This window comes from Arthrobacter sp. GW460-12-1-14-TSB2 (assembly GCF_059423525.1).
Window position 1 is genome coordinate 257,921 of the sequence record NZ_JBWKYC010000002.1, and the last position, 15,221, is coordinate 273,141.

General features: G+C 59.2%; 16 protein-coding genes, 1 tRNA gene and 1 pseudogene. 13 read left to right on the forward strand and 5 right to left on the reverse strand.

All coding sequences use genetic code 11. The features are described 5' to 3' along the window. Positions 1-7 precede the first annotated feature (7 nt). Complete coding sequence (pyk, locus tag AC07YR_RS04550) at positions 8-1,498, forward strand: pyruvate kinase (RefSeq protein ID WP_055802306.1); 1,491 nt, start codon at positions 8-10, stop codon at positions 1,496-1,498. 136 nt (positions 1,499-1,634) lie between these two features. On the opposite strand, the gene AC07YR_RS04555 is transcribed toward pyk, so the two are convergent. After that, the gene (locus AC07YR_RS04555; RefSeq protein WP_028270772.1) at positions 1,635-2,240 is read right to left on the reverse strand and encodes an ANTAR domain-containing response regulator; all 606 of its coding nucleotides are present in this window, start codon (positions 2,238-2,240) and stop codon (positions 1,635-1,637) included. 207 nt (positions 2,241-2,447) lie between these two features. Between AC07YR_RS04555 and AC07YR_RS04560 the strand changes: the two genes are divergently transcribed. Both AC07YR_RS04560 and AC07YR_RS04565 read left to right on the forward strand, forming a co-directional pair. Next, a tRNA-Leu gene (locus AC07YR_RS04560) sits at positions 2,448-2,529 on the forward strand. A gap of 88 nt (positions 2,530-2,617) precedes the next feature. After that, positions 2,618-3,748 carry a tyrosine-type recombinase/integrase gene (locus AC07YR_RS04565; protein ID WP_347895117.1) on the forward strand — a complete coding sequence of 377 codons (1,131 nt, stop codon included), beginning with the start codon at positions 2,618-2,620 and terminating at the stop codon, positions 3,746-3,748. An 18-nt stretch (positions 3,749-3,766) separates the two neighbouring features. Here AC07YR_RS04565 and AC07YR_RS04570 read toward each other — a convergent pair whose 3' ends face one another. Continuing rightward, a complete protein-coding gene (locus AC07YR_RS04570) occupies positions 3,767-4,012 on the reverse strand; it encodes a hypothetical protein (RefSeq protein WP_494733184.1) in 246 nt (81 codons plus the stop codon). Between the two features lie 58 nt (positions 4,013-4,070). Continuing rightward, positions 4,071-4,346: a winged helix-turn-helix domain-containing protein gene (locus AC07YR_RS04575; protein ID WP_494733185.1), complete on the reverse strand. Its 276-nt coding sequence runs from the start codon at positions 4,344-4,346 to the stop codon at positions 4,071-4,073. 231 nt (positions 4,347-4,577) lie between these two features. Between AC07YR_RS04575 and AC07YR_RS04580 the strand changes: the two genes are divergently transcribed. Next, positions 4,578-5,081 (forward strand): hypothetical protein, encoded by a 504-nt coding sequence (locus tag AC07YR_RS04580; RefSeq protein WP_494733186.1) that lies wholly within the window; start codon positions 4,578-4,580, stop codon positions 5,079-5,081. Here AC07YR_RS04580 and AC07YR_RS04585 read toward each other — a convergent pair. Further along, a complete protein-coding gene (locus tag AC07YR_RS04585) occupies positions 5,035-5,358 on the reverse strand; it encodes an ArsR/SmtB family transcription factor (protein WP_494733187.1) in 324 nt (107 codons plus the stop codon). The two genes, AC07YR_RS04580 and AC07YR_RS04585, sit on opposite strands and share 47 nt — an antisense overlap. A gap of 311 nt (positions 5,359-5,669) precedes the next feature. On the opposite strand from AC07YR_RS04585, the gene AC07YR_RS04590 reads away from it, so the two are divergent. The 7 genes and pseudogenes from AC07YR_RS04590 to AC07YR_RS04620 all read left to right on the forward strand — a co-directional run bounded on the left by AC07YR_RS04590 (position 5,670) and on the right by AC07YR_RS04620 (position 12,909). Further along, positions 5,670-6,452, forward strand: coding sequence for an RNA polymerase sigma factor (locus AC07YR_RS04590; protein WP_494733188.1), 783 nt, complete (start codon positions 5,670-5,672; stop codon positions 6,450-6,452). A gap of 50 nt (positions 6,453-6,502) precedes the next feature. Continuing rightward, positions 6,503-7,231: a hypothetical protein gene (locus AC07YR_RS04595; RefSeq protein ID WP_494733189.1), complete on the forward strand. Its 729-nt coding sequence runs from the start codon at positions 6,503-6,505 to the stop codon at positions 7,229-7,231. Further along, positions 7,231-8,352: a C40 family peptidase gene (locus AC07YR_RS04600; protein WP_494733190.1), complete on the forward strand. Its 1,122-nt coding sequence runs from the start codon at positions 7,231-7,233 to the stop codon at positions 8,350-8,352. The genes AC07YR_RS04595 and AC07YR_RS04600 overlap by 1 nt, the downstream gene beginning before the upstream one ends. Positions 8,353-8,542: 190 nt before the next feature. Beyond that, positions 8,543-8,935 carry a hypothetical protein gene (locus AC07YR_RS04605; protein ID WP_494733191.1) on the forward strand — a complete coding sequence of 131 codons (393 nt, stop codon included), beginning with the start codon at positions 8,543-8,545 and terminating at the stop codon, positions 8,933-8,935. Between the two features lie 102 nt (positions 8,936-9,037). After that, positions 9,038-11,440 (forward strand): AAA family ATPase, encoded by a 2,403-nt coding sequence (locus tag AC07YR_RS04610; RefSeq protein ID WP_494733192.1) that lies wholly within the window; start codon positions 9,038-9,040, stop codon positions 11,438-11,440. A gap of 141 nt (positions 11,441-11,581) precedes the next feature. Continuing rightward, positions 11,582-11,806: pseudogene (locus tag AC07YR_RS04615) on the forward strand (PDDEXK nuclease domain-containing protein); the annotation flags it as partial. A gap of 203 nt (positions 11,807-12,009) precedes the next feature. Continuing rightward, positions 12,010-12,909 (forward strand): pentapeptide repeat-containing protein, encoded by a 900-nt coding sequence (locus tag AC07YR_RS04620; protein WP_494733193.1) that lies wholly within the window; start codon positions 12,010-12,012, stop codon positions 12,907-12,909. A 472-nt stretch (positions 12,910-13,381) separates the two neighbouring features. Here AC07YR_RS04620 and AC07YR_RS04625 read toward each other — a convergent pair whose 3' ends face one another. Then, positions 13,382-13,744 (reverse strand): hypothetical protein, encoded by a 363-nt coding sequence (locus AC07YR_RS04625; RefSeq protein ID WP_494733194.1) that lies wholly within the window; start codon positions 13,742-13,744, stop codon positions 13,382-13,384. Positions 13,745-13,794: 50 nt separating this feature from the next. Between AC07YR_RS04625 and AC07YR_RS04630 the strand changes: the two genes are divergently transcribed. Next, entirely contained in the window at positions 13,795-14,127 is a 333-nt protein-coding gene (locus tag AC07YR_RS04630) for a PDDEXK nuclease domain-containing protein (RefSeq protein ID WP_494733195.1), read from the forward strand. 346 nt (positions 14,128-14,473) lie between these two features. Further along, the gene (locus tag AC07YR_RS04635) at positions 14,474-15,130 is read left to right on the forward strand and encodes a hypothetical protein (RefSeq protein ID WP_494733196.1); all 657 of its coding nucleotides are present in this window, start codon (positions 14,474-14,476) and stop codon (positions 15,128-15,130) included. The last annotated feature ends 91 nt before the right edge of the window (positions 15,131-15,221 follow it).

A 15,221-nucleotide genomic window follows, 5' to 3' on the forward strand; every position in this document is an offset into this window, starting at 1 on the left:
TAGGTATATGAGACGCGCAAAAATCGTGGCAACGTTCGGACCGGCTATTTCCAGCTTCGAGAACACCCTCGCAGTTGTTGAAGCCGGCGTGGATGTTGCCCGCATGAACATGAGCCACGGCGACTACTCGGTGCACGACGTGACGTATGAGAACGTCCGCAAGGCATCGAAGCAGCTCGGCAAACCCGTTGCCATCATGGCCGACCTCCAGGGCCCCAAGATCCGTCTGGGCCGATTTGTTGACGGTCCGCACGAACTGGCCGTTGGCGACATCTTCACCATCACCACCGAAGACGTTCCCGGCACCAAGGAAATTTGCTCCACCACTCTCAAGAGCCTGACCGACGACGTCAACGTCGGTGACGCGCTGCTGATCGACGACGGCAAGGTGGCCCTGCGGGCCATCGAGGTCGACGACGTCAAGGTGGTCGCCCAGGTGACCGTCGGCGGCTTCGTGTCCAATAACAAGGGCATCAACCTTCCCGGTGTTGCCGTCAACGTTCCCGCCCTGAGCGAGAAGGACGAGGACGATCTGCGCTGGGCCATGCGCCGCGGTGTGGACATGGTAGCCCTGTCCTTCGTCCGTGACGCCTCGGACATCAAGCGCGTCCACGAAATCATGGACGAAGAGGGACGCCGCGTTCCGGTCATCGCCAAGATCGAGAAGCCGCAGGCTGTTGACCAGCTGCACGAGATCATCGACGCGTTCGACGCCATCATGGTGGCCCGTGGCGACCTCGGCGTGGAGCTCCCGCTCGAAGAGGTGCCGATCGTCCAGAAGCGCGCCATTGAACTGGCCCGCCGCTGGGCCAAGCCGGTCATCGTGGCCACCCAGGTGCTCGAGTCCATGATCGACAACCCGCGCCCCACCCGTGCAGAGGCTTCGGACTGCGCCAACGCAGTGCTCGACGGCGCCGATGCAGTCATGCTCTCCGGCGAGACGAGCGTGGGCAAGTACCCGATCGAAACCGTCAAGGTCATGGCCCGGATCATCGAATCCACCGAGGTCCACGGCCTCGAGCGCGTCCCCCCGCTGGGCACCAAGCCCAAGACCCGTGGCGGCGCCATCACCCGTGCCGCCGTCGAAATCGCCGACCAGCTGGACGCAAAGTACATCTGTGCTTTCACCCAGTCCGGCGACTCCGCACGCCGCCTGTCCCGCCTGCGTCCGGTCAAGCCGGTCTTCGCGTTCACTCCGGTGGAGCACGTGTGGAACCAGCTTGCGCTGACCTGGGGCATCCAGCCGGTCCTGGTTCCCATGGTGGACCACACCGACGAAATGACGGCCCAGGTTGACCGCAGCCTGCTGGAACTGAACCTGGTGGAGGACGGTGACCTGGTGGTCATCGCTGCCGGTTCCCCTCCCGGGAAGGCCGGTTCGACCAACTCGCTGAAGGTGCACAAGGTGGGCGACCTCGCCGACTCCACTTTCGCGGGCGAAGCATCCAGCAACAAGGAAAAGCTCGGACCCTGGCCGGAAAAGAAGAAGAAGGCCTAGGCTTCCCCTGCGTGCGGCGGGAGTCGCACGCAGAACAAAAGGGAGGATCCCCGCCGGTTGGCGGGGATCCTCCCTTTTTTGTCTTTGTCTCCCGGTGATTGAGCTTGTCGAAATCGACAAGCTCAATCAGAAGCGGTTAGTTGACCTGGTTGATGATGGTTTCGGCGACCTCGCGCATGCTGAGGCGACGGTCCATCGAGGTCTTCTGGATCCAGCGGAAGGCCTCGGGCTCGGTGAGGCCCATCTTGGTGGTGAGCAGGCTCTTGGCGCGTTCTACGAGCTTGCGGGTGGCGAACTGCTCCTGGAGGTCGGAGACCTCGTTTTCGAGGGCCTTGATCTCCTCATGGCGGGAGAGTGCGATCTCCAGGGCCGGGATCAGGTCCGCGGGGGTGAAGGGCTTGACCACGTAGGCCATGGCGCCGGCGTCACGGGCGCGCTCCACGAGTTCCTTCTGGCTGAAGGCAGTGAGGAGCACTACCGGGGCAATGCGGGCCTTCACGATTTTCTCGGCGGCTGAGATGCCGTCCATGACCGGCATCTTGACGTCCATCAGGACGAGGTCGGGCTTGAGTTCCTCGGCGAGCTGCACGGCCTTCTCGCCGTTGTCCGCTTCGCCGATGACGTCATAGCCCTCGCCCCGGAGGATTTCGATGATGTCCAGGCGGATAAGGGTCTCGTCCTCGGCGACAATAACGCGGCGCGCCGGCTGGCTGTTGGGGTTTGACTCCGTCTGTTCTGACACGGGAACTCCTTGAAAGGTACGGCGGGAACTAGTCCATCTTAGTTGTGCCCGCCGAGGTACTTGGAACTGCTTGGTTTCGTTGCGGCTGCGCTGGCGCGATTCTGGAATTCAGCCTATCTGCATGTAGAGTAATTTCGCGCACTGGAAGCGATCGCGTTGCTCACAACTCTGCTGTGGGCCTAAGATTGTTACTTCCGTGTAATCCGCGCCCGAGTGGCGGAATTGGCAGACGCGCCGCACTCAAAATGCGGTATCGAAAGGTGTGTGGGTTCGAGTCCCACCTCGGGCACAGTGTTTCCGCAGGTCAGCGGGGTTTTGACCCCCGGAGTGTGCACAAAATCTCGTTTTTTGTGCACACGAAGCCTAGAATTTTAGGCATGGCCAGCATTTGGGAACGGAAAAAATCGGACGGATCCACGTCGTTCACGGTCCGCTGGCGTAACCCCGAAACGAAGAAGCAAGAGGGGATCACCCTCGCCACGTCAGCCGAAGCCCAGACGCTGAAACGCCTCCTAGACGCGAACAATCAGTCCTTCGAAATCGCACAGCATGCGATGGTCAAGAACCAGACCAAGAAGCCCACGGTTGCTGCGGTGATCCAGGAACACATCGACCTTCTGGTCCGCCCGTCCGTCGGGACTGTCCACACGTACCAGACGATGTTGAAGCTGCACATCGCTGACGTCATCGGTCACATACCTGTCGACAAGCTCGACTACCGTCACCTGACCTACTGGATCAAGACGATGCAGAAGAAGGGTCGATCTCCGAAGACCATCAAGAACAACCATGGCCTGATCTTTGCGGCCATGGAGACAGCGGTTATGCTCCGCTACCGGAAGGACAATCCTTGCCGTGGCGTAAAGCTCCCGTCAGGTGAGAAGGCAGAGGATGAAGCCCGGTTCCTGACGCACGCCGAATTTGGAATGATCCTTGAGTCGATGGGGGACCGGTACAGGGCTTTCACCGAGTTCCTGGTCATGACCGGCACGCGCTTTGGCGAGGCAACTGCCGTGACCGTCGCAGATGTGGATCTGATGTCCAAGCCCGCAACAATTCGGATCAATAAGGCATGGAAGCGCGGTACTGATTCCGAGTACTACATTGGTGCTACCAAGACAGGTGCCGGCAAGAGGACGGTTTCCCTGAACCCTCATTTGGTGGAGGTTCTCATTCCCTTGGTGGCCAGCAGGCCCGGTTCGGATCTCTTGTTTACCACCCCTAAGGGTGAGCGGATCATTCACAAGCTGTATTGGCATCACTATTGGGTTCCAGCAGTCAAGGCCGCCCAAGCTCGTGGGCTGACGAAGTCTCCCCGGATTCACGATTTGCGCCACACCCACGCATCCTGGCTGATCCAGGACGGAGTTTCCTTGTTCACGGTGTCCAGGCGACTGGGGCACGCGTCCACCCGTACAACGGAGGAAGTGTATGGCCACTTGATGCCTCAAGCTCTTCAAGATGCCGCGGACGCCGTGGAACGGTCCGCCGTCGTGTGGCGTGGTTAGCGGCGGCAGTCGCTCAAATCATGAGTATTTCTGTCGCGCCTGGGCCCGGGTGCCGATCATTCGGACGGAGGCTGGGGTTGAACTCGTTGACCGGACTTCACGCAGCAGGGCAATCTCCTTCAAGTGGACAGACGTAAAGACGATCTTTCCCTTGCCCCAGACGGAATGCGGAAACTCTCCCTTGGCGGCCCCGTCGCGCAGCCAGGCTTCTGAGCACTTGAGGACCGAGGCGGCCTCGGCCGGTTCGAAGAATTCGAGTTTCATGCCTACTTCGGTCCTTTCGTGATTTTGCTGCGACATGGACTTGACGCTGAGTCCTGCCCTAGTTCATTGGAGCAAGGCCATCCGGCTGCATGACCGGGCGGTGGAAAGTCGCTGCAAAGTCATCGGTCTGGCGCTGCACTTGTTCGGGAGAAGCCGTGAATTGGCTAGAGGCTCGTTGGACGAGACCGGCGTTTCCAAGGAAGTTGAGCTGCCGGCGGATGGTCGACGGCGATGCCTGCAGCCCGGCTCCGATTTCACTGCACGTTGATGGGCCGTTCTTGAGTAAGAAGCGGACTATTTGGCTTCGCGTTCGGTTCATCAGGATGTTCGACATGGAGACCGGAACCTAAGGAATGAAAGGACTGCGCTGCTGTAGACGGGTCTACAGCAGCAGGTTACCCCTCCCGTGGTCATGATGGAAGGGCTTGTTTCTGCCCATGAATCTTCCAAGGCGCCGGGCCCCTGATTGCCGAGCGGTAGGACTCGCGGAATACTGGGCCATAGGATGTCGCCCGGGGCGGCTTGCGGGGCTGCCGTTGTTGACGTGGCTGATCGAGGGGCGGTTATGCGGATTGACGAGGCAGGGCATGGTGAGGGGCTGTCGCCTCAGGCCCAGCTTGCCCGTCGACTGAATCTCCTGCTCGACGTAGTCGTCGCCGAGCGCGGGAAACCCGTCACGTTTAGGGAAGTTCAAGCGGACCTCGCCGGCAGAGGCATAAAGCTGTCGCGCGCGCGATGGTTCTACATGAAAGAGGGGACTGGCCGCCTGGTCAGCGATCCGGCGCTGCTCGCTGGCCTCTGCGAAATCTTCAAGGTTGACCCGTCCTATCTGGTTGGCGATGATGCTGCCCTGCCTGAGCGCATCGATTCGCAGCTTGAGTTCGTCAAGTCCCTTCGCGCGGCCCGCGTGAAGACCTTTGCCGCACGAACCCTTGGCGATGTATCACCAGAGACTTTGCAGGCCATCTCTGAATATCTCAACAAGGATATTGGCCGGCACCCTGGAGGGGAGCGGGCGGCGGCTAGCCCTCCAGAAGATATTCAAGATGAGCCGCCAGCAGCTCCTTGATCCGTGCCGGGTTGACTGAATAGCGCGGCGAGCGGCCGTGGCGACGGCCCGGCTCCACGTCGACTACGATGGCGCCAGTTTCCTCCAGTGCGAGCAGATGTTTGGCCACGCTAGGTTCTCCGGCGCTTACTGATGCCGCGATGTCCCCGCGGGAGGCGGGGCCGTGCGCCGAAAGGTAGCGGAGGATCTCATTCCGTGAACGGTTGCCAAAAGTCGCGACGGCGGCCTCGACGTCGGCTGACCAGGCGTCGTCGTGAGGCTGGGTAATCCTTGGCATGGAACCATTCTTATCTACAGTTCGAAGAAAAGTAAGACCCGTCGTCTTGACGCTACTTTAATTATCCTTGAGAATAGTTTGCATAGCTTTCGTGCATTCGCGGTCGGCCCTTGATTAGCGGCCATTTCTTGAGGTGTCGGGCGTGCCGCCACCGGACTTATTAGAAGCGTTTAGTCGAAGCGGTGAAGACCATGCGAGTCGAAGCCAGAGCGAACCAGGCCCAACATGACGAATCAAATGCAATTGCCGTTGACGTTTCCTTGCTCAGGCCACCAGGACCCACTGCGTCAGCGGTCCCGGTGGATCAGATCATGGTCGCCGTCGACAGTGTGCGGCGATATGTCGTTTCGCACCTCTCGCGGATCGGCCGGGCCTGCGACGTGGACGACGTTATGCAGGACATCCGGGTTGCCGTGTGGGACGGAGTGACCCGCGGACAATATCGCCAGCTTCCGGGCATTCCTTTCGGCGCCTGGGTCCAAGGCGTATGCGCGAACGTGTGCGCCGCACACATCCGGCGGGAGCTAAGCCATCAGACGTACCCATTGTTCACGGAACCGGGCGAAGCCGAAGGATCGGCGTCGCTCGAAGCCCTGGCGATGCTGGGAATTGGCGGCGTGGATCGGGGTGCTGAGAAGTTCATCGATCAGGAATGGGCGCGAACAATTGTCGAACTGACGCGGGCAAGCGTGCCGGAAGGCGTGTGGGAACTTGCCGTGGACAGTCTCACCGGGCCCCGTCAGTATGGTCTGCCGTCGACACAGGACCGCCGCCGGTGGCATGCGGCGACGGTGGTGCGCCAAACGGCAAGAACTGTTGAAAAGGCACTGGGAGTTGAGCCGCGAGATATCCGAAATATCGGGGACGTCTGTAGCCATGCGTCAGATTGCTTGCCCACGCCAGTGCTTCGTCGAATCGCCGTAGCCATCGTTCGTCCCGGCGTGCGAGGGCCCGAGCGTGCCAGGGCTTTGGCGGCGCTCGCCGCTGAACTCGGGGTTACGGAACGCTACATCGCCGTGCAGATCGGGTTTGCCCGAAGGCTTTATCAGACCTCGTGGCGGATTCTTCAGGCCGGGAGGCGACCTGGCAGCTGAGGTCATGTCCTCAGCCAATCATCTTGCTATGAGCAGGTAAGGAGGCTGGAATGTCGTTGACCCGGAGATTCGCATTGCCTGGCTCAAACAGCCAGCGGCTGTGGTTGTTGGCCGCGATCGTGCTTTTGAGTGTGGCCACGGTGCTCTTCGCTCTCACGCGGCCCACCCAGGTACCTGCAGCTGAGCCAGTTCCAACGCCGTCGACGGCGCCAACTCCCGGAAGCTCGGCGCACTTTTCCACTGTGCCGCAGTCAGAGGCTCCGGCGACGGCTACGGCAACCGCTGGGATGGGTGATGAAGGCGGCGCGCCACGAACAACGGACTTCCGCAGGCTCGCCTCAGCGGCGGCGACAGCGATTTACACCTGGGACACGCGTACGACGTCATACTCCGAGGTCTACTCCAGGCTCCGCAGCTGGTGGCACGTGCTGCCTGACGGTTCCAATCCTCTGAGTGTCTTTGTGCAGGAATTCGAAGCGACGGGGATCAACGCAGGAACGTATCCGTATCTGGCCGGGCAGCAAGCGTACCGCTCGGCAACGGTGGAGTCCATGATGTGCGACGGTGCGCTGGCCAAGGTGCGAGAGCGGCCCGCGCCCTGGGCGGGGCTGCACGTGTGTACGGTCTCGCTTCGCGTCCTGGATCAGTCGGTTTCTGCCCGCAACACGTATTCGGCGCCGGTGAGCGTGATGGTGAACTGTCCGCCGGCCGATACCGCGCCGGCGGATCGTTGCGTCATGGTCGGCTTCTATGCCGCACCGAACAGGGTCGTCTACTAATGCCGGCTCCGGCGATACTCGCGGCCTTTGCAAGGCGCCGGACCATCCTGCGGGTTTTGGTGGCAGCCGCCACGACAGTGCTCCTGGCGGGCGCATTTGCGCACTGCGCGGCCGTTGCAGTGCTCGGCGCCAACGCGACGAGCACCGGCTCGATCTGCTCTTCAGCAGGGTTGAGTGGTCAGCGAGGCACCGACATGGGTGGTGCCTTAGACATTGGCAATAGCAGCCAGGCGCCGGTCAACCTGACGGCCCGGCAATTGAGCCTCGCGGGGGACTACATTTCAGTGGGCAAGCAGTTGGGCGTGCCGCGAGATGGGCAGATCATCGCAATCATGATGGCTCTACAGGAATCCACCCTTAGACTGCTGGCCAACGTGAACGTCCCCGAGTCTCTCAACTATCCGCATGACGGGGTCGGCAGCGACCACGACTCTCTTGGCACCGCCCAACAACGGCCGGCTGCTGGCTGGGGGAGTGTTTCAGAGCTGATGGACCCTACCTACAACGTCCGGGCGTTCTATGGCGGACCGGCTGGTCCCAACCATGGCACTCCGCGCGGGTTGCTGGACATCCCGGGGTGGCAATCCATGAGCAAAGGGCAGGCAGCGCAGGCAGTCCAAGTTTCGGCGTTTCCTGAGCTGTATGCGCGATGGGAGCCGGAAGCGGCGGCTATCGTTAAAGCGCTCGACGATGGGAGGGCACCTACTCCCTGCGTCGATGCGCCGCCCGTCCCAGCGCCCACCGCAATGTCGGCAGACCTGAGCCAGATCCGAAAGGACATCCTGCGGTTTACACAAGCCGGAGTCGGTGGGTCCTATATGTGGGGAGGGACAGCCTTCAAGGCGTGGGACTGCTCGGGCTTTGTCCAATGGATATACCGGCAAGCCGGAATCAACCTCCCGAGAGTCGAGCAATGGAGAGTTGGTAAGCGGACGGACAATCCGCAGCCAGGAGACTTGGTGGTGCAGAACGCGCAGGGGCCGGACAACTGGGGCCACGTTGGAATCTACGCTGGCGACGGGATGATGTACAGCGCGCTCAACCCCTCTGTGGGGACGCTGCTGCATCCGATCGCCTGGAATTCAGATACTGCCTACTTTGACCTTGTAACGTACCGGTAGACGTTGCGTCCGCCGGCGCCCACGATCTCCAGTTCTCTGGCCGGCTGAGGGCCGGTATCAATGCGCATGGGACGCGGTGCCCGTATTCAGAGATCTCGCACGACAACAACGCGTTGACGAGGCGTCACGTCTGGAGCATTCCATGGCAGTTCGCGAGCCGATTCGGGACGAAATTGGTTAGGTTCATTGAATGATCGAACCGCTCCACCTCTTCCAAGGTCTCCGAGATTCTCAGCCCGATGTCGACCCCGAAGAAGCGATGGAGGTAGATCTCACCGACTACTACTTCCAAGTCGATCCTGCCGAGTACTTTGAGCGGCGGATGTGGGCCATCATGGCAGCTGCTCATTTGGACGACACCTTGGTCGATCCTTGGAGAACAAGCGACGAGTCCTCCGCTGATAACCAGTTCCGGACGATCTATGGGAAAGACGCGGAGTTCAACGCTGCACCCTGCGGAACCCTTGATCAGATGACACTTGTATCGGTTGAGTCCTATGCCCTGATGACACACGTAATCGAAACGGCTTTACGCTTCTATGTGGCCGCCAAGGAGAGGCGGGATTCGCGGCGTCTTCGTTAGGGCGGGGACACGAGCGGCCTGCCGGCCAAGCGTTGTCTGCGTCATGACCTAAGCTCACATCAGAAGCATTGGCTCGAAAATATGCGCCGCTCGGGGGAGATCATGAAGTTTAAGAGGCTAGATGTCAGGTTCTTTCGCTCATTTAATTACGACTATGAACTAAAGTCGCGAATCGCGAATCAGCCAGCCCCTTGGGAGGATACTGATCCTGCATGGTACCCCTTTGTCCGTATACCTCTGGATCCAGAAATCACGGCCATTGTTGGAGCCAATGAATCTGGCAAAAGTCAGTTGCTGACTGCCATTAAGGCTTCTCTGACGGGAACCCCCGTCAACCGCGCAGACTTTTGCCGGTACAGCGAGTTGTATTCAGTCAAGACCAACGAGCTCAGGTTGCCTGAGTTCGGCTGCACATTCAAACTTGATTCGACGGATGATCGAGCAGTTATCCCCGCTCTTGAGAGCGCGGAAGAGTTCAGCCTTTACCGTCCGGGAGGCGGAGACCCCTTCCTGCTAGTCAACGGCGAGAGGACTCCGCTGACCAGCGATGAACTCTCAATCCTGGAAGCAATTCTCCCTTCGTATCACGAGCTGAAGACTGACCTCGCCGTGCCGGACAGCGTCTCCATTGCCGAACTCGCCGGACAACCTCACAATCAGTTACACCTCAGAAAAACCCGTATCGACATACTGGATCGGTTGGGGGACCTCGCTTCTCCGACCGCCGAGACAGCCGGAGAAGCGGTTCTGCCGGCGCTTGCTGAAGGTACGGATCCCGCCAGTGTCGATGCTGAAGCAAGACGCAGGGCGGAGTTCGAGCTTGCCCGCCAGCTACTCATCGATGCCGCCGGTATAGATCAACAAGCATTCGTGGAGTTGCAAGACGCGATTAGATCTGGGCGCGAAGGCCAGGTTGAGGCAATCATTGGGGCCATGAACTCCGCTATCAAGGAGAACCTAAATGTCCAGCGGTGGTGGTCGCAGGACCGAGACTTCGAGCTTCTAGTGGAGGCGCGTGAACACGAGTTGGCGTTCACAATCCTGGACCGGACCGGGTCGAAGTATTCCTTCGGAGAAAGGAGCCAAGGGCTTCGCTTCTTTCTGAGCTACCTTGTACAACTCACTGCCCACCGACTGAAGAACCGCAAGCCGGACATACTGCTCTTAGACGAGCCGGATGCATTCCTATCAAGCGTGGGACAGCAAGACCTAATGCGGGTGCTGCACGACTACGCCCTGCCCGAGGACGATGGACAACAAAGTCAGGTCGTGTATGTGACGCATTCACCCTTCTTGATCGACAAGAATGCGCCTCACAGGATCCGGGTGTTAGACAAAGGTTCCGAAGACGAAGGAACCCGTGTAGTCCGCGATGCAGCCAACAACCGATACGAACCGTTACGTTCTTCAATCGGCGCCAATCTTGCCGAAACAACCTTCATCGGTGGTAAGAATCTCTTTGTCGAAGGACAGGGAGATCAAATACTGCTGGCAGGTATTTCAGCTCACATCGCGAAGCGAGAACAGAGCACAGCAGGGGTCCTGGACCTGAATGAGGTCACAGTCGTTGCGTGTGGGGGTGCAGACAGTATTCCCTACATGGCCTACTTGGCGAGGGGGCGAGATGTTATCAAGCCTCCCTGTGTCGCGCTTCTAGACGGCGACAAATCGGGCCTGATAGCAGAGAAAGTGCTTCAACGGGGAGAAGCACGACGAAAGCGCGTGTTAGGCGATGAATACATTATTCGTCTTGATACGTGGGCCGCGCAGTCTGGCTTGGTAGTCGACAAAGGGGTTAGCGTGCTAGAGATCGAAGATCTGCTCCCGGTTGACATCGCACACCGAGCTGCATTGAATTACCTGGCGCGTTTCGAGGATCTGCAAGAGCAGGACGCGGAGTCATTTACCCCTGAGAGCATAGGAAAGAACCTCGTCGAGTCGGGCGGCCGGCTTTGGGACGCTTTAGAAGAGGCCTACACGTTTGCCTTCCCTGAGGAACATATAGAGAAAGCTGGGCTAGCGCGAGAAGTTGTTTCCCTGCTCGCCGTTTCACCTGAAACTCCCGGCGCCGGGATGCTGCGAAAGCGATTTGCGGCCCTCCTAAGCTTCCTGGCTGAGCGTTTGGACGACGCGTCGGCAGAAGAAGAAAGAAACCGCAGCGATGATCGTATGAAGCGGGCAGTGAACAACTTCCTGCGGAACCATCCGCAAGGTATAAGGAAGCATGACGCCAAGAAATTAATGCGGGAACTCGACTCCGCTCTTGACGCCTCACCTGTTGGCGACGCTATCCGGCCTCGGCTGTCGAACATGGCCCGTGATTATGAACTCGGGGACCTCAGCACATATAACGTGCCTCGCTTTGATAGCTTCCGAGAAGACGTTAAAGCGCTCAGCTCCAGCGAACGCATCTTGTACCAAGACGATGCAAACAAGGATCCGGCGTCTGCAGTCATACAGCCGACTTCCGTTGAAGCTCCAGCGTCCGGCGGGACCAAAAAGTAGGTGAAGAAAGGGTCGTAGTTGTTGTCCGAGCCGTTTTGGCCCAGTTAGTAGGATCAACGGCTACGTCGTCATCGAACTCAAACCGGAAAATTCCAACCCGAGCACGCCGGCAAGCTCAACTTCTACGTTGCCCTCGTCGACGATGTCCTTCGCCGCGACCATTACAACGAAACCATCGGCATCCTCATCTGCGGAACCAAGAACGACAGTAGCGTCCGGAACAGCCTTGGGCGCTCCACCTCACCACCCATGGCCGTCGCCGCCCACACCTGCGACAAACTCCTACCAGCTGAGCAACGGGTACTGCCGAAGGAAGGACACCTCGTGGAGGCCTTGGAATGGGCTGAACCTGACTCCGATGTATAGAAAGTTCGACTAAGAGGGGCTAACCGGTTGTTAGTTGCCTAACGCGGCTGGGGATGAGTTCCGTCATGTAGAACATCTCACACAGCGAGATAGCTGAGAAGCGCACTCTGTCGAGATTCGTGACACGTGTCCAGTGTGGTCATTGGAGTTGACCAGCCGGCCAAAGGGCATGCGGTGTCCCAAAAGAATAAGAAGGAACAAAGATGTCAACGCCAGAAGATGAGGTTGGGGTAACCCGCCAGCACGTAGAATCCAACGTTCTCCCCAAGGCCCACGGCCGAGTAGCCAGATTAGGGGAAGCTGCGCTCGCATTGGCAATCGCACTTGTAGGCGGCTTGGCGGTTGCAGTAGTCACAGTGGAATGGCAGGCAGGCATCGACGATAAGCGGGAAAGTGCGCTCCAAGAAATCAGCGCCGCGCAGCACCTTCAAGCACTCCGCTTGGAGAACCTCAATTTCGTGAGGGAGCGGTCCTCCGACAACCCGGTAGAGCCGCGCCCTTTTCACGCCACCGACTTAGAGGGCCAGCTACTACCTGGCCTACGTCTTGCTGGTGCTCAATTTGCGAGAGCGAAACTGTCAGGGACAACTCTTGACCAGGCCATATTAACCAGCAGCAACCTGAATGATGCCTCATTAAAGGATGCCAGCTTTGTAGGAACAAATTTTTCGATGGCTACGGCCCAACGCGCGGACCTGTCCGGAGGACATGGAACATACGCCGTCTTCCGTGGTGCAGAACTGTCTGATGGTAACCTCTCGGGCACCAGCCTGGGATTCGCTGACCTGTCCGATGCTCAGCTATCGAAAGCCAATCTAAGGGGCTCGAATTTATCCCGGGCGAAGATGATTGGCACCCAGCTGTGGCAAGCGGATCTGACTGACGCCAATTTGGAAGGCGCTGATCTCGAAGGAGCGGTTCTCACCGGAGCGAATCTCACGGGAGCCAAATTAGCTGGAGCAAACCTCAGCGGCGCCAACCTGACCGGAGCTGAGCTGACTGGAGCCAACATCCGGGATATCTGCTTGTACGGAACAGCTCCAGTCCTTCCAGAAAGCTACGCTCAGGTAATGCCGCCTTTGTCCCAACTTCGACCTTGCTAGTTGCGGATAGACACGTTCGCTGCTTGTAAGTCAAGCTAATCGACGACAGCCACCGGTTCCAATACCAGGCCATCCGAGTGCCATTTGATGGCTTGGGCCACGCCGTCAGCGGTCCGGTAGAGGGACGCAGCGATGCTGGAGGGGAGACCCATTAGGGCGCTTTTCTGTCGCATTACAACGGTGTATATCTCCGACCAGGTTATCCAGGCGACACAGTATGGAATTGAGGCCAGCAAAGCCTCATAGTCTTCAACAGTCATTCCCGCGCGGGCGCAGAGGGACTCAAGACCCACGGCAACACCAGCGTCGACCTCGTGGCGGCCGCTTCCGGCGAGCCTGATGGGCGGGGAAGTGGTCAGGACCAGCAGGAGCAAGGGTGTTCGGTTGCCGCTGTGCGCCTGCACGCAGAGCAGCTCCCGAGGAAGCTGCTCGACATTGAACGTCGCGCCTCTCCTAAAGCCTTTGGCCTCCACTAAGAGTTGACCGCGGGGCCGGTCACCCACACGTCCGGCTGGACATCAATGTTGAGGACCGGCAGCTGGAGACTGCCCGGCAGCACGTCGAGGTCAGCAGCTTCAGCATCATTGGCGGCCGCAAGTCGGGTTTGGTCGGCGCCATGGGCACAACGCAGGACTTCCCCGAGGAACAGGTCTCGCGGGAGGTTAGATAGGCCCTGAAAGACCTCTGCAGTCAGCGGGTTTTCCATGCCGCGGCCGCCGTCCCTGTAGCGCTTCACGTTGCTCCCCTCCCACGACAGCTCGTCCAGCAGCCGGCTGATAACTGAGGGCTTGTGATCAGGTTCCATACCCACACGGTAATGCCCGCCATCAGCCATCGTCCGCTTGTACGGAGGCTGACCACGTCGGCCGTCGCCCTCCGTGCGGGGTGAGGTGCCAATGGCTGGCAGTTAGTGGGTCAACGGGCTATGTTGTCATCGAGCTCAAGACGGGAGAGTTTCAGCCCGAGCACGCCGGCAAACTTAATTTCTACGTCGCCTTGGTCGATGATGTGCACCGCCGTGATTATCACAACGAAACCGTCCGCTTCCTCGTCTGCGGCACCAAAACGACCCCAGCCTCCGGTACAGCCTCCGTCGCTCATCCTCTCCCATGGCCGTCGCGGTCTACACCTACGACAACCTCCCGCAAGCCGAGCAAAACGCTCTCCCGACGAAGGGCTCCTCGTGGCCGCATTGGAATGGGCCGAACCGCGCGCTGACAGCGAAGACAGTCGCTGACGACTCAACGGGGCCGTGGGATCCACACCACTCTATAGAAAGTTCGACTAGAGGGTGGGCAAACCCGTCGAAACTTGCCATGCGCATGGGATGAGTTCTGTCATTCACACACGGCGGAAGGATTGCCCGAGCCGAATTGTCCAGAGAACTTTGGATAATTCAGCTCGGGAGACCAACGGGGCGCCGGCCGACTATTCGACATGGCTTCAGCAGTCTCCAATCTGTGATCGGCCATCCCCGCGAAAGGACGCGAGGGGACCTAGAAAGACTTGTCGTCCTCTGCCCTAAGATCGGGAGTATCAACGGCGGTGATCGAGGGGAGTGCCGATGCTGGACTGGAACATGGCGGTCAGTGCGTGGCAGGTGATCCTCCCGCCGTTGATTGGCGCACTTGTCTCTGTCATCTCCGTGGCGGGGGCATACTTCATCGGCCGGGGCGCTGAGAAACGCAAACAACGTGACGCCATCTATGAATCCAACCACTCCACGATGGTTGATCTGTTCTCAGCGATAAATCTGCTGACCTCTGCGATGGACCGGCACGTGGCTTCCAAAGAGGATCCAAGTAACCAAACGTTCGACAAGATGTGGGAGATCACTACCGGGGTTACATGGGTTCCTGGTCGTCGGGACGGCAAGATCGTGCACGGCGTTCTGCAGCCCACGGACGAGGGCTTGATCATCGACCTGTGGATCCGGACCCGGTTGACGCTGTTGTATCAGTGGTTGGATCAGAGGGACAAGGCTGACGAATTCGAGGATCAGAAGCTGCGGTCGCAGATCCGGAAGATTCATACAAGGCTGCAGCGGTGGGCAATACGTGAGTTGCCCGTCTCCTGGTTCATTGAGGATCTGAAGCACACTGGTCTAAGGATGTTCCACACGCTGTACATTGAACGGCAAGCCGATCTCGCGCCGCTGGACCTTGATCCTGAGTCTCAGGCAACGATGAAAGAGTTTCGCCGTAAGGCAATGGACATTTGAAACGGGATGATGCAGACACCTCCTGACAGCACGGCCGATGCATTCAGGCTGGATATGCACTACAGATGAAGGTTTTCCTGTCGTGGTCCGA